This is a genomic window from Legionella sp. km535, assembly GCF_003990085.1.
Taxonomy (GTDB): Bacteria; Pseudomonadota; Gammaproteobacteria; order Legionellales; family Legionellaceae; genus Legionella; species Legionella moravica.
Genome location: NZ_RZGU01000012.1, coordinates 1 through 19,686 on the forward strand (window position 1 = coordinate 1; position 19,686 = coordinate 19,686).

Consider the following 19,686-nt stretch of genomic DNA (forward strand, 5'->3'; position numbering starts at 1 on the left):
GATCAAATGCAATTTAGAAAAACCGGTGCCAGTTAATGCCTTCTATTTAGATAAAAAGCCTATGTCTCCAGAAGTGCCACTTCTACTGGAGACTAAAACTTAAACCGGACAGTAGTGCGCATGCGCGGGCATGACAGGCTTTTTTTTATCAAGTCTAATGGGATTACCGCAGGGTTTCATAGAAAGATGAAGTTAATAACAAGAAGAGCTTATGGCTTTCATAACTTTGAAGATTAAAGAACTCGTGTTAGGGGGCTGTGCTGTTAGGTCTGAGTTCCCCAGTAATTGGGAAAGACCCGGTTAATGATTTGCTTAATAGATTGAATGCGTGATTGTATGGTGTCATTTTAACCATTAAAACACTTGGTTAAAATGGCGTCCCCAAGGGGATTCGAACCCCTGTTACCGCCGTGAAAGGGCAGTGTCCTAGGCCTCTAGACGATGGGGACCTGGAACTTATATTATAACTATACTACTAACAACTACACAACACCAAATAATGGCGTCCCCAAGGGGATTCGAACCCCTGTTACCGCCGTGAAAGGGCAGTGTCCTAGGCCTCTAGACGATGGGGACCCTGAACTATTTTACCATCAACATACCAGGATGTTGATGGTGGAGCTAGGCGGGATCGAACCGCCGACCTCTTGCATGCCATGCAAGCGCTCTCCCAGCTGAGCTATAGCCCCAAAATAAGGTTCGCAGTTTAAAGAGCTACCTCAAAACTGTCAAGCGTTTTTTAGTATTTCTGCATTTTTTAATAAGTACTGCAAATTTAAAACATTTATTTGTTCATTATAATGCATTCTTATCATAATGCATTCTTTTGAATTTAAAAGCGCAAAGAATCGATTAAGATTCACACAGTCAAAATTGAGCTGCTTTGAGACTGAGCTTTTTCTTCAATTTCTTGATGAATGAGTAACCGTTGCGCTAAATGATCCGGAGTAAAAATCTTGTTTCCCAAGTCAATTAGTTGCTCACTGCTAAATGCAACCTCAGTTTTGATTGTAGCTTTTTCATCCCGCATCAGATCCTGTCCAAAAAACTCGTTCCAGGAAACAGTATCTTCATAAACACAAAACATTGGCCCCCAGAAATCTATAACAAATTCAGGATCGGTATGAACTCTAATGTAGGTATGACTGCTATCAGAATATAATGTTTCTACTGACAACTCCAAATCAAATTCCAAAGCCATAAAATAAGCGCCAACTATAGAAAAAATCTCACATGTTCCTGTTCCATAAAGGTACCCTGTCTTCAATAATGCCTCATAATATTGCTCTGGGGATGTTGTCATGGATTGTGGCGGAGTCTCAAATATTGGATAATGCGACACGATCAAGGGGATAGCTTTTAACCCAGTATTTTCAGAATGGGATGTGAAAAAATGATTACGCGTTGCTAATTCCTTTTGTTCGAAATACCTGGTTCGTGCTCTTATGGCAACCTCACTATTACACGCACCAAAAATAAGTACTTCATCAACTTTCAACTTAATCCGTTCAAAAACCTCAGATATAAAATCAAGTTTTTCATTTTTGTTGGAACAAGTTTTTAATAGTGTATTAAGAGAAGGCATAATATATCGAATCAAGTCACTGATTTCATTTATTATTAATGATGTATTGTAGCACGTCATGCCGCTTCAAATGCAACCAGTTTATTAGAGCAACTCAGAATAAAATGTTAAATATTTGCCTGTTTTTTTTGAATGATACATCGCTTTATCGGCATAAGCGATGAGTTTATCAAATCGTGTTGCTTCAGTTGGAAACAAACTGACGCCAATGCTCAGTTTAGGAATAAAAAGCTCTTTCTTAATGATTATTCCACTCTCAAGTTCTTGTTGTACTCTCGTACAATATCCTTCTACATAATCATTTTTAGTGATATCGGACAAAATAACGACAAACTCATCACCACCAATACGTGCAACGGTATCATTACTTCGAGCACATTTTTTTAAGATCTGAGCAACAAAGATTAAAACCGAATCACCAATTAAGTGACCATGCGTATCATTGATCTCTTTAAAATAATCCAAATCAATAAACAACAATGCCACTTGTTTATTTTTAAAACGTACTTCGGTACTGCGACGTTTGTAGTCATTTTGAATAGTATGAAATCGGTCTTCTAATAAAGCACGATTGCATAATTTGGTTAATGGATCGTGCAGAGCAAGATTTATTTTCATTTCATTTTCTTGAACAAGAAATGAAATATCAGAAAAGATACCTATGTAAAAAATGTGTTTTTTTGAATTCACTATCTTAGTGATCGTTAAAAGTTCAGGAACTACGGTACCCGACTTACGCCGATTCCAGATCTCCCCCTGCCAACGACCGTATTTGTTTAAAGCGCCCCACATATCCTGATAAAACTGTTTATCATGCCGACCAGAGTGAAACATTCCGGGATTATTTCCTAGTACCTCATGAGCTTCATATCCAGTTATGGAGGTAAAAGCGCGATTAACATAAAGAATCTGCGAACGTTCATTAGTTACAGTTATTCCATTAGTGATTTCTTCAAAAACTCCTTTTAGGCCTTCTTCACCCAACTCTATTAATTCAGGTAAGGAAGAATATTGATGTAATGAAGCAGTCACACAAAATCCTTAGCGTGGAATATTTAGATTAAGTATAACGTACTCCATTTGAAACGAAATACAATTGAATAGAAAATTAACTTCGGCAATAACTTTTTCCTTAAAGTAGCACTATCATTAAAAATAATGAAAGAAGGATTTTCTTAAAAAGGAGTTGGTCCGCATGACTGAAGAAATCACAACTCGCTCCTGGTGGAGTCGAATTAAGGATGCTTTTGTAGGAATTTTGCTTGGAATAGGGCTAATTATTGGCGCTATCGTGCTTATTTTCTGGAATGAGCGACATAGTTTACACACAGCCCAATCCCTGGAACAAGCTAATAAAATCCTCATTTCAGTACCTGAAGCACCGATTAACAGTCAAAATAATATGAAAGTAGTCTATTTAAGTGGTTTAGCAACGACCCAGGATCAATTGAAGGATACATTACTGGATGTAACTGTTAACGCGATCAACCTCAATCGACAAGTAGAGATGTATCAATGGGAAGAAAAAACCGAAACTAAAACTGAATCCCAAATGGGTGGCTCAGAACAACAAACAAAAACCTATTCATATAATAAAATATGGTCAAGTAATCTAATTAACAGCGCGCAATTTAAAAACCCTCAAGGGCATCAAAATCCTGAATCCATGCCCTTCCAATCGTTCAAGAAGTATGCCAAATCTGTTACTTTGGGAGATTTCATCCTACCGGAAGAATTGGTCCACCAGATTAATATAAATGAACCGGTTGATTTAGCCAAGGTCAATAAAGAGTCCCTAAAATCACATTATAATAAACCTGTTCAGCAGCTCAATAACGAATTGTATTTAGGGGAAAATTCTGATAACCCTCAACCGGGTGATATCCGTATCAATCTGACTGCTGTATATCCACAAACGGTCAGTATTATAGCCCAACAAAGCGGAAATACGCTCCAGGCTTATCAAGCTCCTGCGGGTGAATCAGTATTTCTTCTTACAACAGGACAGCACTCATCCGATCAGATGATTGAAGAAGCCCAATCCCAAAATAAAATGATAGCCTGGATTTTGCGTCTGGTAAGTTTCATCATGCTAATCGGTGGCTTTTCCTTGATCCTCAACCCGCTGGTTGTTCTGGCGGATATTCTGCCATTCCTGGGCAGTATCGTTGGTTTTGGTATCGGCTTTATCGCTTTTATCTGTGGATTGAGTCTTTGGATCATCGCAACGGCTATAGCCTGGTTTGCTACCAGGCCATTGGTTTCGGTTGGATTAATTATCGCTCTGCTGGCGATAGGGTATCTGTTGATAAAAGTAAGAAAAAATAAAGTGCATCCACAGAACCTAAAGTAGGTCATCAATTATTTGATTTTTACTTGTTGTTCAGGTTGATCCTCTGGTTTTTCAGCATCCTTTACAGTGCTCTGATGTTTGGCTTTGAAATCCTGACTTTTCCCAGCAGTGCTTTGTACTGAACTGGCCAATGACTTTATCTCACTCGAAGCCGCACTCACAACGTTTGCTGAACGGGTTTTATTAAAGAAAAACCAATCACCTGTCTTAGCCAGATTAATAGTATTGGCAATCAAAAATAATCCGGTTACATGCAGTATTGTGTTCGCAATGATTTTCATTGCTTTACGCATAGTGCCTCTATCAATATTCAGAGCTTTATCAGCAAACTCTTTTTCTGCGTTATTAACACCCACCAGAAACGATTTTTTATCGTCATCGGTTGGTTTGGGGTTACTCAAATAATCGAAGCTTTTAGTAAAGAGTTCCTTTCTATAATCCTGTGAATGATGGTGTATCAATTGAGATTTTTCGGAGCGCTGATACCCCTCCCCTCTAGTAACATGGGATAAATACTCAATGACATCATGAGTCTTATTAACAATTTGAGTGAATTTTTTTCCTGCGTCACTATCCTGACGCACTAAATTGATCTGTTCTCTTTTTTGATCATCAGTCAACGTATCGACTTTATAAATAGCTACAACAGCACTTGCTTGCTCATCTGATAATTGTGCATCAGGTTCATTTAACAACCCCTTTGCGAATTGCTGAATCATTTCCAAATACACAGGATCTTTGGGAACAGTTGCCAAATCAAGACCAAAAACCTTTTGAGAAAACTCTTTGGGTGTAAAATAATTATCAGCTCGGCGATAATACTCTTTCAAATCTTCGAGTCTATAATGTCTGGATACGTTTGAATAGCCGGCTTTATGGAATTGATTGCATATGTGTGTATCAACAATTGAACTTGAGAACCACTCCAGATGAGATTGATGGGGTACTATAAAAGTAGTGGATTGGGTGGTTGCAGGAAATTTTGCCACCATTTGTTGGAAAAAAGTATTATGAACAACTCCATTTTCCAAATTATGGGAGGCCAAAAAAGTAGTAGCGGAGCGAATATTCTTACACTTGGTCAAATCATGATTTTTAGAATAAAGAGAGCCTGGCACAAATTCAGCAATTTGTCCTGGAACCGGCTGATTGGCAATAATGTCCATCGGTATATTCAGATCATCGAGTTTTTTTGCCGCAGCAAAGGTCGTGACAGCACCTCGACTAAATCCTTGTAAGCCAATATCGGTAATTTTAGGATTCCTATCGTAAGTTGGGCCTTCTATACGACAAATACCATCCCCAATCAAGGCATTCAATTTGTCGAGATCTATAGTTTGATTTTCTTTATCAAACGCTTGTCTTATTGAGTTCGAGACGATATCCAGATCAGGATTTAGAAACCCGTTACCTACATTCTCATGCTGGCAACCTCGCATGTAGACGCGTATAACATTGGGATCAAATGGAGTAGTCGATTCTACGCCACTCGCGTAGCCATCGCCTGGATCACCAGTTCCAGCAAAACAAAAAACTATTTTAGTCATGATTCATCCTCTGCCCATCAGCGCATGAAATGTTTAATATAACTTCATTTTAGATCATATTTGGTCACTCAAAATTAAGAAAAACTTAATCAATACGTTCTTTACGCATTATTTACACTGTCTAAAATTTAATTTTGCTCTGGTTTTCCTTGACTTAACTGACTGCTGGTGCAAATTCAGCACATAAACTGTCCTTTGTTGGTATCACATAGGACTAAGGTATTAACAAAAGTTACAGGAAGGATTACTATTCATAAAATGAGTTTGCATCAGGATTTCATCAGGTAAGTATGAATAATATTAAACGCGGTATCAGTAATTTGATTTTCATGGGAAGATGGTTGCAACTTCCCCTATATTTTGGCCTTATTCTTATATTAGCTGCTTATGTTTATCGGTTTATAGGCGAGCTATTTGAATTAATTATTCATCTAAATGGTTTTGATGACACTCAAATCATGCTGGGTGTCCTGGATTTGATAGATGTAGTAATGATAGCAAACCTCCTGATTATGGTGGTTATGGGAGGATATGAAACCTTTGTATCACATCTGCAACTCGACTCTCATCCTGATCAACCCGAATGGCTGGATCATCTCGATGCTGGAGCAATGAAAATTAAATTAGCCCTGTCTCTGATAGGTATCTCATCCATTCATTTATTACGGACATTTATTGATCCGACCAAACTTGGTAATTTTTCAGTAATGTGGCAAGTGCTAATCCATATTACCTTAATCATTTCTGCTTTAGCTATTGCCTATACCAATCGATTGTTAAACCAATCAAAAGTAACAGAGTCTTAAGCGACTTAATCCGGCTCCTTGAGTTCACAAGATGTTTTGATTCACGCAAAAAATCAATGAAATCAAGGAGTAATTAAAAAGAATCATTCGACTAAATAAAACAATGACTGCCTTAAATTTATCCGATAGAATCAAAAGTATTAACCAGTCCAGGATTTGACTGCGATTCCACGTGGTCACTATATAATATAAGGATAGCGAATATGACAGACACTCCGGTTAGTAATGATAAAAACGTTGATCTAGAATTGGATTCTACTCTTAATGCCGCCCCGTCCAATAATGAAGCCGAAATCATTAATTCATCTGATGACACGATACGCGATACCCAGGAATCTCATTCAAAAATAGAAGACATTTTTGAGCAATCATCTGCCATCATAGATGTTGAAAAAATAAACAAATCGCTAAAGGAGTTGGAAAAAAATCATACCAATGTTGCCGAAATTAAAAACCTGATTAATTCAATAATCGATAATATGGCAAAAAATCAAAGCATGCTGACACGAGCAGCGCTTATCTGGGGAAAAGTGCCTCTCTGGCAAAAAATTGGCTTGGGTACTGTTCTGATCGCTCCGACTCTGATTTTAGGTATTGCACTACAAATCTATATGCTTATCACTATCAGCGCCTTGACCCTTATTGCGTTTATACCAAGCAGTATTATTTTAGATAATCATTACCAGCGTGATGAACAAATTACCGATCTTTTGAAAGACAGCATGAAAGGTTTGGCTGACTCTTTGGTCAATGTCATCGAGACCATAGATCACCTGGGTCTTCAATTAGCCGGTGAAATAGGGAAATTGCAAAAGGAAAATGAACGACTAAGCCTGGCCATTACTGATTTATCAGCCAAGGTCGCAGATCTGAGGAGTCAAGCGGAGAAACTCAAGGTAACAGAACAAGAACTAAGAGCCATACAACAGAGCCTGGAGCAAACCGATCAGGAGCTCAAGCTCAGCCTAGAGGAAAAAACCAGGAGGCATGAGGAAATTAAAACAGAATTAGCAGAAGTGGCTCAGGCTTTTGAAAAGAATCAACAGGAGTTAAGTCAAAAAACATTGGAGTTAAAACAAGTACAGCTTGAAATGGGGCAACAATTGCAAAATATTAATACAGTTGCTTTATCCTTACAAAGAGTCGTTGAAACTTATGCCGATCAATCAATAAAAAGCGAAGAAGAAAGGCAGCTCTTTCAATCCAAATTAAATGAGTTTGTAACGAACAGAGAAAAAAGTTTTGAAGATGTAACGCAACGAATTGAGAACAGGAATCATGAATTACTTCTCGCCCAGGAACAATTTGCTCACATCCATCAACAATATCAAGATCTATTAAAAAGACAAGGGAATGAAATAAAACGTATAGAGCAAGCAATTCCAGCACAAAAATCTTCTCAACCAGCGTCATCAAAACCAAAACATGACGGGGCTGAAGAAACAGATATAAAACACGCTACTCATATTAGCAAATTTGGACTGCATGGAGGGCAGAGAAAGCATCGTCGATCTCATCACCAACATAAAGACCCCGCTTCAGTAGCAGACACAGCAGTAGGTAATGGGCGATAGTGCCTCCGCCATGGATCCCGAGGTCATAGCCGCGGGAATTTGGTTGAGATGGGAGATAATGCTGCACTTTGCTTTTCTGAGGCCTGGCTCCCAAAATCCAGGTTAACAATACGAGAACATTTGATGAACTCGGTCTCAACATCAATCAATTACCCTAGTTAAATAAACATGTACCGAATTCCCGCGGCAAAGACCGCGGGATCCATTTTTAGAGCAGCGACTCCTCGGTTAATGCCAAGGGAATTTGATTTGGGGGCTAATGGTACACTTCGGTTTTCGGTTGATTTGATCGCGGATTCCAGAGATTAAAACTGAGCTTATATTTCGAAGATGTCTATATGATTCAGAGACAAGCCAAGGCATGAAGGAGGGAGGACCAATTATCAATACAATCAAAATAATCGATAAAGACTATTCCAGAAAGGTTGACTCACACAGTAATTTTGCTTTGCATGCTCATGATGAATCTGATGTTCTTTTTTGTAATGATTTAAAATCACAGATCGATCGCTATCCACATGATGGATCATATGATGAATGGTAATATACCAAAAATAGCCAAAAGCTATTCCTCCTACAAATGCACAACCTAATTGATATCCTAATAAATACAAAAAGATTAAATGAAAAATGAATAACAAAATTGCAGTCACATAGGGAGGAGAAGAAACATAGGCTTGAGGAAATTTATGATGAATTAAATGCATCCTCTTAATGCTCTTAAGTCGTCCGTGGTATATGAATCGATGAAATCCATATTCAAGCACTCCCCCATAAACTAAAAATCCGATAAAAAAACTTAAGAATACAAAGAAATCAAATTGCGAATACTCATATATGTAAAAAGCATCAGCAAACCAAACTAATGGCAACAGAAAAAAATCCCCGTAGTAGTTAAACAGATCCTGCTTGCTAACTTCCATTTGCTCACTGTTTAAATTATTCATTTGAGTGATAACCTATGCAGTTACCTTTTAGACGTCATTAACCAAAGTATAGGCTGAATTGAAACACAAATCATTCATTTGAAAAGTTTTTTATATCAAAACCGAATTCAGCATATAGAGTTATCCAATTTTATTTAGAACATGTCGACTTGACTTCTCTTAATAAAAAGATAGGGGTTTTTCATTCAAGAAGGGAATGCTAGACTGAATTTATCAAGACATGAACCAACTAAGAAACAAGAACACTTATATGAACAAAAGACTCAGTCCTTTAGGTTTATTATGGATATCCTTTACCAGTATTATCGGTTCCGGATGGTTGTTCGGTACCTTATACTCCGCACAGTTTGCTGGGCCTGCTGCGATTTTTGCTTGGCCAATTGCAGGTTTTTTACTGCTAATTCTTTCTTTATCCTATGCTGAAATTGGTACCATGTTCCCTCAGTCTGATGCACTTGCGAGCCTTCCCCTTTATACTCACGGAAGATTAACCAGCGTCATGATAAGTGGTCTGGGATGGATTTCCCTTGCCATAATTCCTGTTATCGAAACACAAGGATTAGTCCAATATGCCAGCAATTACATACCTGGCCTGGTTATTCCCTTTGGCACTCATTACCACAATACACCCGTTGGATCCCTGATTAATATCGTGTTGTTACTGTGTTTCGTTTTCTTTAATTATTTTGGTCTTAACGTATTTGCCCGCATAAATGCAGGCTTTACATTCTGGAAACTATTCATCCCCTCTATTACTATAATAGCGTTGGTCTATACAAACTATCACGCTGAAAATTTTACTCAATATGGAGGGTTCATGCCCTATGGTTGGGAAGGTGTGATGGCAGCAATGTCAAGTGGTGGGGTTCTCTTCTCTCTTTTAGGGTTTCGACAAATCATTATTATGATGGGAGAAATAGATCAACCTGGAAAGTACGTTCCGCTGGTTATTTTCGCATCCATCGTGCTAACCACCTTACTTTATACTGGTTTACAGTGGGCATTTATTGGCAGTTTGGATGGACAGACTCTTACCCAGGGTTGGGGAAAGCTATCTTTTGTTGGCGATGCAGGACCTTTCGCAGCTTTGGTAACTCTTGCAGGATTAACATGGCTAAGTGTTTTACTTTATTTTGATGCGTTTTTATCACCATTTTCAACCGGGCTAGTATACAGCACCACCGCAGCACATATGCTAGCCAGCATGGGAACTACCGGGGCAGCGCCCTCGATTACTTCCAAAATCAATAAGTACCAGGTTCCCTGGGTAAGCCTGATTATCAATTTCCTCCTCGCAGCCGTCATGTCTTTTTTACTGCATGGCTGGCAGGAAATCTCTGCTTTTCTAGTAGCAGTACTCATGATTAGTTACGCTGTTGGTCCTATCAGTCTGGTTTGTTTACGTCAACAATTACCGTCTTACCCAAGGCCCTTTCGCCTTAGATTCAGTGGATTAATTGGAATAGCCGGTTTTTATATTTGTACTGTTGGAGTGTATTGGTCTGGTGTGGGCAGTATTCAAAAACTATTGGCACTAACCTCCCTTTGTTTGTTTTTTTATCTTTTTTATTCACGCGTTTTAAAAAAATCAACACATGAACTGGATTTTCGCCACGCAATCTGGCTTTTGCTTTATCTCGTGGGTTTAGGGCTGTTTTCACATTATGGAAATTATGGAGGCACGCATCAAATCCCCATATATTGGGATTTATTATATCTTCTGATTTTTAGTATGGGTGTTTTTTGCCTTTGTTTTATATCAAGAAAGCCCAATACTCATACATTGATGATGATTTCCACCAAAAACCAACCAGAACGCGTTGACAGTTTGGATGTCGACAGCACACCTCATCTGTAACTGAGTCTCGGCCTGGAGGCTTAGGATGCTGAATTGGAATATTCACTCTTGGCCTCCAGAATTTCTTTCTGCAAATCGGCAATTTTATCGAGATATAGGGTTATCCTGGTCTCCTTATCTCGTAAACATAGTGCTTTTTCTTCAGGCTTCAACCTAAGTAACAATTGAATGTACTCATCAGACACGGACTCTGTTTCAGGCGAATAAGTAGTATGCAACGTTCCTCTTATCACCAGATTGATCAATTGGGGATTGATATGGTTTTGTCCTGACAAAGAATGGTGTACTAATGCTGACCGTGCTTGCCGGGATGCAGACTGTTTCAGCTCCGTCAAAGCTCTTCTCATCATTTTAAGAAAAACAGTCAAACCAATAATTGGATTCAGCGAACCGAGCGAGGTTTTAGCTATCAGTTCCAACGATTTTTGCCTGCACATACTCTCGAGAACATCATCCAGTTTATTAACGAAAGGAGGTAATTCTACTGTTGAGTTCAGACTATCCATTAAATGTGTTCCTGAAAGCAAGCTTTTATTTTTTCCTCCAAGTGGATTAGTCTGGTAAATGGTTTCATCGACTAATGATGGTGTAAAACTACTATGGCAAGCCTGAGTTAAATTGAAATCTCTCCCCTCTTTGAGTACAGTCCGCCCTCTTCCATGCTGCAGACTGGTGTGACCAATTGTTGGGATGATACCTGTTCGATAATAGGCAATTAAAGTATAAAAAAAGAGATCAACCCGACGATTAGCGTGTTCGATAATGCTGTCTCGTGACAAGACCAACAAGGCATTTCGATCATTCTGCCTTTTTTCCAATTCAAAACTGGAATAAGGCAATGCAAGTGCGGCACTGTAATTGTCACTGTAACTGGAGCGCACTCGTTTTCTGTGATAAAACAGTTTATGTTCTTCAGATTTTAACTGGCTAAAACCTTTGGAACCAGGATTTTTAGTGTGATGATTATTTGCATCAAGGGTATTATCGCTCTCTATTTTAATCGTTTCTTTCGTCTTGGGTATGATCGTGGAGGGATGATTTGTCGGTGAGTAATTTAGAGATTTTGCAGGAATAGTTGAAGAATTATCAGGGTTTGTCCTTTTTAAAGCCATTCGACCAATCGTAAATCGTCCCATCATTGCTCTCTCCTTGAATCGCCATTATGTCTCATAAGAGTACTATGAGCATAAGAGTCCTGTATCCTTAAAAAGACTCAATTGCTTCAATCAGGAATTAGCATAAAAGACTTACCAATTCTTGATTATTTTTGGCAAAATGTCTTACTTTATTACAGTACCTATTTATCTTAAAAACTTCAATCATTAATTTTTCTCTATGGTTAAAACTACTGCAGATCCAATCAATGATTGGAAGCAAAGAAAGACAGGCGAATTCAAAAATAAATCAATACTTGTCTCTGGATAGAAGGGCTTTTGTTCATTATTGAAGTACGAAGTTTAATCAAAATGACTATAGCGAAGATCTTTTGAGCAATGCAGCATTGTGCTCAATGGATGTATGGATTCTCGCCCTGTCACAATTAACGTATCGGTTTACTTTAGAGTCTGGATGCAAATTGAGGTTCAACCTCGTCAGTATCTGATGCTTCTTCAGTATCTAAAACCTCTGGAGATTTTGCAGCTTCCCGAGTATGTTGATCCTTGAGTTCTGGATGCGTTTCACTTTTCAGTCGAGCCAGCTCTGACTTGAGCGCACTGACTGTACTCGATTGATTATCAGCAGTAACTTCAGCTGTCAGTGGCTCTAAAGTATCCGGATCGGCTTGCTCATTGAATTCTGAACTGTCATTTTCAGAATTAAGTTGAGCCAGCTCTGGCTCGTGCAAACTGACTGTACTTGATTGATTATCATCAGCAACTTCAGCCGTTAATGGATCTAAAGCATCCAGAGCGCCTTGCTCATTAAGTTCTGAAGTGTCATTTTCAGAATTAAGTTGAGCCAGCTCTGAATGATACAAATCGACTTTATTCGATTTCTTTTCGCCAACAAATTGCCCGGCAATGCCCACTGTAGCTTTTGCCAGGTTATCTATAGCAGTTACTGCTTTAGTTATCAGGAGCGCTGTTTTCGATAAAACGCCTGAATTAACAGCTTGCCCTATAACTCCACTCACTCCAGCCATAAGCATACTGGTGCCCAATAAAAGAGTGGTGATTATTTCAGCCGGAGTTGGAGCAGCCCCAAATCGAATCATATTATAAATCATTGTGCCGACCTTTTTCAGCGCCAATGGTAGGCCAATTGCCATTGATATAGCACTTGCCCCCAGAGCTATAGGGACCATCACCGGAGCCAAGGGTGGGATTAAAGAAAGCGCAGTTGCTCCAATTGCTATAAGTGATGCAGTTAAAGCGATTTTTGATCCAATACGCTCACAATTATTTACAAAGTTGGAATAACTTCTCGATGGTTTATTAGCATATTTAAAATTAAAATCATTCGCTTGATAATAAAAATCCTTGGTTTTTGCCAAATTATCCAGTAATTTCGCTTTACTCTCTTCCTGCAACGAGGACTCTTTGATGGTGCGTTTAAGCTCACTCAACTCATCATTAAATGCTTTCCTTCTTGTTAAAGCCTCCAGCTTCGATGACTCTGTCTGAATGCCTTCTTTTTGCACCAATTCTCTTAATCGTTCAATTTTAGGCGTAATAGAATCCTCCTCGTCGGAAGGAATTTCTACCGTTGATTGATTTAAAAAATGAAGACTGGCTGATTGAGAAAACAGAATTTGACCGAAAAGAATAATACTTTCAAGTTGTTGTTTTTTTAATTCTTTATTTTCAGGGCTTTCATCACTCGATTTAATTTCATCTTTGAGAATATCAATATACCCTTTATGCACTGGATCAAAATCAAAATGAGTTGATGGTGTAGAAATGCGCAAAGGCTCAGCCATGAATTCCGGGCCAAACAGTAGATATTCAGTTTGAGCAAACTCATTGTCTGGCATTAATTGCCTGAGTTGCTCTCTGACTATTTGTGAAATGGACTCATAATCGTCTCTGTATAAGGTAACTCTCATAGAATAGTTCAAAGGCTAAACATCCTTAACTAAAGCATAGCATATGCCTTATCAATATCTAGGATGCACAAGATTAGATGATAAGCGCATCCCCTCTCTCAACGACACTTACTCGGTTTAGAATACTCCATGAAAGTATAAATTTTAGTTAAGTTTTTAATTTTTTAGTCGATACAGTTATAGATAAACTAAACTATAACTAACCCTAGTGGACGATCATTTGAGAGAACTTATGGAATTGTTATTTGGTATATTAATATGTTTCATTATCTATATTTTTTATAAAAATCAGACTGCTACAGGTAAAAAAACATACTCTAAGGAGAATTTAACCGAATTTCAATTCGAAATATTACAAACTCGTCCGTCAGGAAAACCAGCTAAGTGGTATGGTTTTAAAGAAGATATAACCTTTAACAATATTAACATTAGAGATGGTTTAATTTATGTTGGAGAGGTGCTTCTTGATATAGATGAGTATGAGAATGATGCCAGCCTGATAAACCCAAAACTAGGCGTTTTTCCTGCAAAATCTTGGGAGCATGGAGAGTTATTAGGGTATTGGCCACGTTATTCTCAAATACCCGAACAGTGCCGGGGAGCATATCTTAACTGGCTTGTCACAAATCGTTCAGAACCAGAGGCCAATATAGGGTATGTATTTTTATTCTTCTATGGCCTTGAGCGCCGCATATTCATAGATGGTCAAAAATATAAACTTGATGATTTGGAGCGAAATCACATAATTGATGAAGTCAAACGTCTCTTAACAATTTATGGCAAGAATCGCTCTTTCAAAGGCTATGCTAATAATTTCCTAGCAACAGAGTGGATTCTCTATCATAGAGATAAGCCACCCCCAAGTTATATCGATTTCAACGATCGGTATTGCTTGCATGCTTTTCAATTTCTACTTGCGCAATATGTTGCTTCAGGAAAGCCAATTCCAGCAGAGATTGCACTTCAGTGGTTAATTTTACATCCAGATTTCAGTATTAAAACCCCTGCTCGACGTTGCCCCAAAGAATTTCTAACTTTATTTTGCTATAAATATCGAGAAAAATTTGGGGATGGATTAACAATAGCTCCCAACAAAACACGACTAATTTTGGAATATCGCGCAGCTAATCCTTCTTTACGATTGCTCAGATTTGAACAAATAAACCTTCCGAATCCTTTTATTCTAACCACGCCAGCGAAAAGCATATATGAATTAATTGAGGAATGTACAAATGAGTTAGAACAATATAGTAGATTTTTAAGTCGAAAAAACATCAATCCACTCTCGGTTAATGCTTTAGCATTGTTGCCCAATATTGTTATAAGCCAAATTCCCCCCTTAATGCAAATTCAAAACAAACTTATTGATATGAGCAAAGGAAAAATAGAGCTCATTTCTATAAATACAATTTATGAAATTTTTGGAGAAAAAAAACCTGACAAGATGAGCATGAAAGATACTGAGAGCCTAGCTATAGTTCTTGAAGGTTTAGGATTTGGCATAATACCTGATTCTCGATTTTACAATATTAGTTTTAATGAAAGTAGCAAAATCATTATTTTTGCAGGTGGGCACGGACAAGACTTCACTCCTTCGAGGGAATTTCACATAATTGGCACAATCATAAGACTTGGTTCTATTGTAGCCCAAGTTGGTGAAGGGATTTCTTCAAAAGAAGAAAATACCCTGCAAAAAATTATTCGTGAAAATAATCAATTAAGTAGCATTGAGAGAATATCTCTTATGATATTTCTATATTGGTGCCTTAGAACTCCTCAAAATACCGCAGGTCTTCAGAAAAAATTAGAATTTGCCAATACATATGAGAAGCAAGCAATTAGTGGTATTTTAATTTCTGTTGCACTTGCAGATGGCCATATAGAATCTGAAGAAATAAAACAACTTGAAAAATTATATACCACCCTAGGATTAGATAAAAAACTTGTATCTAACGACATACATCAACTAACTACTGCAATTGAGCCAGTTACAGTAGGATTTCGTGAAAAAGAAGTAAATTATCAAATACCCTCTGCTCAAATTAATGAAACACTCCATGATACTTTTTCTTTAAATGAAAATTTAGTCAAAATACGCGAGGAAGAAACAAAACAGGTTAAAGGAATTTTAGAAGAAATTTTTACTGAACGAGAAGATTTGTCTTTTTATCAAGGTCCACCCCCAACCGATGCCATTAAAAATACACCCTTACTATTACTGGATCACAATCATCAGTCACTTTTTAATCAATTAATAGTTAAAGAAAACTGGAATAAAATCGAAGTTCATGATGCCTGCCAAAAACTAGGATTAATGACAGATGGAGCCATGGAAGTTCTTAATGAATGGGCTTTTAACCTCACCAATGCCCCTCTACTTGAAGATGGTGAAGTCATCTATGTTGATATTAATCTTGCTGAGGAGATACTCAATGTACAAAGAAGATAGGCCTTCGCTTCGCCCAAGAGAACGTGATGCCATAATTCAATCCTTACGAGCAGGAGTAACACCTCGCACAGGATTACAGCATATTCAAGTTGGAAGAGCAAAAGAAGTTACTGCTTTAATACAAGATATTGAACGAATTACTCAAGGTGGATCGACTTTTCGTCTTATTATCGGAGAGTTCGGATCGGGTAAAACTTTTTTCCTGCAATTAATCCGCACGATAGCGCTTGAAAAAGGATTAGTTACAATTCACGCAGATCTTTCACCTGATCGAAGATTACACTCTACTGGAGGGCATGCAAGAAATCTATTTGCAGAGTTAATGAGAAATATATCTACACGAACAAAACCAGAAGGTAATGCTCTTAGTAGCGTGGTAGAAAAATTTATTACAGAAGCTCGTAAACAATCGGAACAAACTAATAAGAGTGTAGAACAAATAATAAAAGATCGTTTAGTTCATCTGACAGAGATGGTTGGTGGCTATGATTTCGCAAATGTAATTGCAGCCTACTGGCGTGGATATAACGAAGATAATGAGCAATTGAAATTAGATGCTATTCGCTGGCTACGAGGAGAGTTTACTACAAAGACAGATGCCCGCCTCGCTTTAGGAGTTAGGTCAATTGTAGATGATGCTAACGTTTATGATTATTTGAAACTTATGAGTCTATTTGTAAGACAATCTGGCTATACAGGACTTCTAATTAATATAGATGAAATGGTTAACCTCTATAAGCTAGCTAGTCAAAAAGCTCGACTTTCTAATTACGAACAAATATTACGCATATTGAATGATTGTCTGCAAGGAAGTGCTGAGTATATTGGTTTTTTATTAGGAGGAACACCCGACTTTCTTTATGATCCACGCAAGGGTCTATATAGCTACGAAGCACTACACTCCAGACTAGCTACCAATTCTTTTGCTAATCAAGCTGGTGTAATTGATTACTCAGCAACTTCATTAAACCTGACAAATCTTGCTCCAGAAGAATTGTATATATTATTGCGTAACTTGCGTCATATTTATGCTGGAGAAAACCCTCAAAAATATCTTGTTCCAGATGAAGCTTTATCGGCTTTTTTAGCCCATTGCTCCAAAACTATCGGCGATGCATATTTCAAAACACCACGTAACACAATTAAAGCATTCATAGAGTTATTATCTGTATTAGAACAAAATCCTGAAATTAAATGGGAACAGTTAATTACCCAAGTAACCATTACAAAAGAAAATAATTCAGATATGCCCCACATTGAAATTCAAGATGAAGATGATGGATTAGCTACATTTAATCTATAAGGATTATTATGAGTAATTCCCAAGGGTTTGCTCTATTAGATCAAAAGATACAACAATGGATCTGGAAACAAAATTGGACAGCCCTTCGAGATATTCAGGAACAAGCTATCCCTTTTGTATTAAATAGGAGTTGCGATATTGTCATTAGCGCCAGTACTGCGTCTGGTAAGACAGAAGCTGCTTTTCTCCCCGCATGTTCTCGATTAGTTGAAAACTTGTCACAAGGTATTGGGATCTTGTATATAAGTCCTTTAAAGGCCTTAATTAACGATCAACATCGCCGATTAGAATCACTCGGAGAACTACTTGGTATATCTATAACCTCATGGCATGGTGATGCCCTTGAATCAAAAAAAAATAATTTGCGGAAAAACCCCGAAGGTATTCTTTTAATTACTCCAGAATCACTAGAGTCCCTTGTGCTTCATCATTCTGGTTGGTGCGTAAAAGCATTTTCTAATTTAAATCATATTATTATTGATGAGTTTCATTCTTTCATTGGCACAGAAAGAGGCATACAACTTCTTTCACTGATGCATAGGCTAGAATTTTTATCTCAACGTTTAGTTCCAAGAATCGCACTCAGTGCTACACTCGGAGATATGCAACAAGTTGCAAAGTATTTACGCCCCCAACAAAATTTTCCTTGTAAAATTATTGAATCATCGACATCCAGAGCCGATTTAAAAATTCAATTAAGAGGTTACTTATATCCAGCTTATTTTAAAGAAAATAGCCGGTCTGCATTTGATTTACTTACTGAAGATCTTTATAAAATTCTTCGAGGCAAATCTAACCTGGTTTTTGCTAATAGTCGTGGCCTCACAGAAGAAATTACAGCTAATTTAACTGATCGTTGTAATAAAAATGGTGTTCCTAACGAATTTTTTCCACATCATGGAAATCTCTCCAAAGATATTCGAGAAAATTTGGAAAAAAGGCTGCAAGATGCCCAATTTCCTACCACTGCAATTTGTACTATGACCCTTGAGCTAGGAATTGATATTGGAACTGTAGACTCTATTGCCCAAATTACTGCTCCAAACTCCGTTGCTAGCTTACGTCAACGTCTAGGTAGATCAGGACGAAGAGAAGATCCAGCAGTACTTAGAGTGTTTCTATTAGAAAATGAAATATCAGCCAATACTCATCTAATTGATAAATTAAGGTTAGAAACAATTCAAACAATTTCTATGATTAATTTGTTACTTAAAAAATGGTATGAACCACCCGAGAAGCAACAATACCATTTATCTACTTTGATTCAGCAAACAATATCAGTGATTGGACAATATGGCGGTGTACGTGCAAATCAACTTTGGGCATTACTTTGTAAAAATGGACCATTTCATCTTGTTGACCCCACCACTTATGAAAAGTTACTAAAAGATTTAGGAAAGGAACAGCTTATTTCTCAAACTCAAGAAGGTGAAATTATTTTAGGCTCCAAAGGAGAGCAGCTTATTGAACACTATTCTTTTTATACTGCATTTAACACAACTCAAGAGTACCGATTGGAATGTGATGGAAGAGCGTTAGGGACAATACCACTAGATGATAAGTTGTTTGAGGGACAACTCATCATTTTTGCAGGTAAACGCTGGAAAATACTTGATATAAACGTTGAAAAGAAATTAATTACACTGAAACCATCTCTCGGTGGAAAATCTCCTCTCTTCCATGGAGGTGGACAAATGGTGCATGCCATTGTTAGAGAAGAAATGTATCGAATTTACACGACAAAAGAACTGCCAGTTTACTTGAATTCAAATGGAGTAAGACTATTTGAAGAAGGCGTAGATTTTTTTCACACTATGAAATTAGATGGGCAAGATGTTATACAGGATGGAAGCACAACCTTTTTATTTCCATGGAAAGGTGATCGAACAGTAAATACCATTTCAGTTCTACTTCGAAATCAAAATCTAACAGTTGGATTTTCTGGTGGTGTTATAGAAATAGCTAAGTGTCCAATAAGCGAATTAAAAGAAACTATTGCTAAAATACTAAAAGAAAAAAAACTATCCACGAGCGCACTAGCTAACACAGTAGCTAATACCAATATTGAAAAGCACGATCACTATTTGTCACAAGAATTACGTGCTCTTAATTATGGGGGCAGGGCATTTGATATTGATGAGGCGTGGAGTTGGTTAGAAACAATGTATACTAAGATTCTAAATAATTAACTCATTTCATTTCCTAGAACAAAAACAAA

Annotated in this window: 13 protein-coding genes, 3 tRNA genes and 1 pseudogene; 8 read left to right on the forward strand and 9 right to left on the reverse strand. The window is 37.6% G+C overall.

The window, feature by feature from the left end:
• Positions 1-144 precede the first annotated feature (144 nt).
• A pseudogene (locus ELY21_RS08230) lies at positions 145-237 on the forward strand (transposase); the annotation flags it as partial.
• Positions 238-373: 136 nt separating this feature from the next.
• On the opposite strand, the gene ELY21_RS08235 reads toward ELY21_RS08230, so the two are convergent.
• From ELY21_RS08235 to ELY21_RS08255, 5 genes are all read right to left on the reverse strand, one after another.
• Positions 374-449, reverse strand: a tRNA-Glu gene (locus ELY21_RS08235).
• 51 nt (positions 450-500) lie between these two features.
• A tRNA-Glu gene (locus ELY21_RS08240) sits at positions 501-576 on the reverse strand.
• Positions 577-613: 37 nt separating this feature from the next.
• Positions 614-689, reverse strand: a tRNA-Ala gene (locus tag ELY21_RS08245).
• A gap of 170 nt (positions 690-859) precedes the next feature.
• Positions 860-1,645 (reverse strand): hypothetical protein, encoded by a 786-nt coding sequence (locus tag ELY21_RS08250; protein WP_127108593.1) that lies wholly within the window; start codon positions 1,643-1,645, stop codon positions 860-862.
• A 24-nt stretch (positions 1,646-1,669) separates the two neighbouring features.
• A complete protein-coding gene (locus ELY21_RS08255) occupies positions 1,670-2,617 on the reverse strand; it encodes a diguanylate cyclase domain-containing protein (protein ID WP_127108595.1) in 948 nt (315 codons plus the stop codon).
• 163 nt (positions 2,618-2,780) lie between these two features.
• On the opposite strand from ELY21_RS08255, the gene ELY21_RS08260 reads away from it, so the two are divergent.
• The gene (locus ELY21_RS08260) at positions 2,781-3,938 is read left to right on the forward strand and encodes a TMEM43 family protein (protein ID WP_127108597.1); all 1,158 of its coding nucleotides are present in this window, start codon (positions 2,781-2,783) and stop codon (positions 3,936-3,938) included.
• Positions 3,939-3,946: 8 nt separating this feature from the next.
• Here ELY21_RS08260 and ELY21_RS08265 read toward each other — a convergent pair whose 3' ends face one another.
• Positions 3,947-5,485, reverse strand: a complete 1,539-nt coding sequence (locus ELY21_RS08265) for a hypothetical protein (RefSeq protein WP_127108599.1) — start codon at positions 5,483-5,485, stop codon at positions 3,947-3,949.
• Positions 5,486-5,775: 290 nt separating this feature from the next.
• Here ELY21_RS08265 and ELY21_RS08270 point away from each other — a divergent pair, with 290 nt between their 5' ends.
• Both ELY21_RS08270 and ELY21_RS08275 read left to right on the forward strand, forming a co-directional pair.
• Positions 5,776-6,291: a TIGR00645 family protein gene (locus ELY21_RS08270; protein ID WP_028383859.1), complete on the forward strand. Its 516-nt coding sequence runs from the start codon at positions 5,776-5,778 to the stop codon at positions 6,289-6,291.
• 203 nt (positions 6,292-6,494) lie between these two features.
• Complete coding sequence (locus ELY21_RS08275) at positions 6,495-7,865, forward strand: LegC2/C7 family Dot/Icm T4SS effector (protein WP_127108601.1); 1,371 nt, start codon at positions 6,495-6,497, stop codon at positions 7,863-7,865.
• Positions 7,866-8,257: 392 nt separating this feature from the next.
• Here ELY21_RS08275 and ELY21_RS08280 read toward each other — a convergent pair whose 3' ends face one another.
• Complete coding sequence (locus ELY21_RS08280; protein ID WP_127108603.1) at positions 8,258-8,812, reverse strand: sterol desaturase family protein; 555 nt, start codon at positions 8,810-8,812, stop codon at positions 8,258-8,260.
• A gap of 250 nt (positions 8,813-9,062) precedes the next feature.
• Here ELY21_RS08280 and ELY21_RS08285 point away from each other — a divergent pair, with 250 nt between their 5' ends.
• Positions 9,063-10,670: an APC family permease gene (locus ELY21_RS08285; RefSeq protein ID WP_127108605.1), complete on the forward strand. Its 1,608-nt coding sequence runs from the start codon at positions 9,063-9,065 to the stop codon at positions 10,668-10,670.
• Between the two features lie 20 nt (positions 10,671-10,690).
• Here ELY21_RS08285 and ELY21_RS08290 read toward each other — a convergent pair whose 3' ends face one another.
• Positions 10,691-11,809, reverse strand: a complete 1,119-nt coding sequence (locus ELY21_RS08290; RefSeq protein WP_127108607.1) for a hypothetical protein — start codon at positions 11,807-11,809, stop codon at positions 10,691-10,693.
• A gap of 419 nt (positions 11,810-12,228) precedes the next feature.
• Entirely contained in the window at positions 12,229-13,728 is a 1,500-nt protein-coding gene (locus ELY21_RS08295; RefSeq protein ID WP_158618531.1) for a hypothetical protein, read from the reverse strand.
• A gap of 220 nt (positions 13,729-13,948) precedes the next feature.
• On the opposite strand from ELY21_RS08295, the gene ELY21_RS08300 reads away from it, so the two are divergent.
• Genes ELY21_RS08300 through ELY21_RS08310 form a run of 3 tightly spaced genes read left to right on the forward strand, consistent with a single transcriptional unit; the run spans position 13,949 to position 19,657 of the window.
• The gene (locus ELY21_RS08300; protein ID WP_127108611.1) at positions 13,949-16,165 is read left to right on the forward strand and encodes a TerB N-terminal domain-containing protein; all 2,217 of its coding nucleotides are present in this window, start codon (positions 13,949-13,951) and stop codon (positions 16,163-16,165) included.
• Positions 16,149-17,468, forward strand: coding sequence for an ATP-binding protein (locus tag ELY21_RS08305; RefSeq protein ID WP_127108613.1), 1,320 nt, complete (start codon positions 16,149-16,151; stop codon positions 17,466-17,468). Before ELY21_RS08300 ends, ELY21_RS08305 begins: the two co-directional genes overlap by 17 nt.
• A gap of 8 nt (positions 17,469-17,476) precedes the next feature.
• Positions 17,477-19,657 (forward strand): DEAD/DEAH box helicase, encoded by a 2,181-nt coding sequence (locus ELY21_RS08310; RefSeq protein ID WP_127108615.1) that lies wholly within the window; start codon positions 17,477-17,479, stop codon positions 19,655-19,657.
• Positions 19,658-19,686 lie beyond the last annotated feature (29 nt).

Coding starts and splice junctions, on each gene's coding strand:
- ELY21_RS08265 (WP_127108599.1), bottom strand. CDS start 5,485: ATGACTAAAATAGTTTTTTGTTTTGCTGGAACTGGTGATCCAGGCGAT.
- ELY21_RS08280 (WP_127108603.1), bottom strand. CDS start 8,812: ATGAATAATTTAAACAGTGAGCAAATGGAAGTTAGCAAGCAGGATCTG.
- ELY21_RS08290 (WP_127108607.1), bottom strand. CDS start 11,809: ATGATGGGACGATTTACGATTGGTCGAATGGCTTTAAAAAGGACAAAC.
- ELY21_RS08285 (WP_127108605.1), top strand. CDS start 9,063: ATGAACAAAAGACTCAGTCCTTTAGGTTTATTATGGATATCCTTTACC.
- ELY21_RS08250 (WP_127108593.1), bottom strand. CDS start 1,645: ATGACGTGCTACAATACATCATTAATAATAAATGAAATCAGTGACTTG.
- ELY21_RS08270 (WP_028383859.1), top strand. CDS start 5,776: ATGAATAATATTAAACGCGGTATCAGTAATTTGATTTTCATGGGAAGA.
- ELY21_RS08260 (WP_127108597.1), top strand. CDS start 2,781: ATGACTGAAGAAATCACAACTCGCTCCTGGTGGAGTCGAATTAAGGAT.
- ELY21_RS08300 (WP_127108611.1), top strand. CDS start 13,949: ATGGAATTGTTATTTGGTATATTAATATGTTTCATTATCTATATTTTT.
- ELY21_RS08275 (WP_127108601.1), top strand. CDS start 6,495: ATGACAGACACTCCGGTTAGTAATGATAAAAACGTTGATCTAGAATTG.
- ELY21_RS08305 (WP_127108613.1), top strand. CDS start 16,149: ATGTACAAAGAAGATAGGCCTTCGCTTCGCCCAAGAGAACGTGATGCC.
- ELY21_RS08310 (WP_127108615.1), top strand. CDS start 17,477: ATGAGTAATTCCCAAGGGTTTGCTCTATTAGATCAAAAGATACAACAA.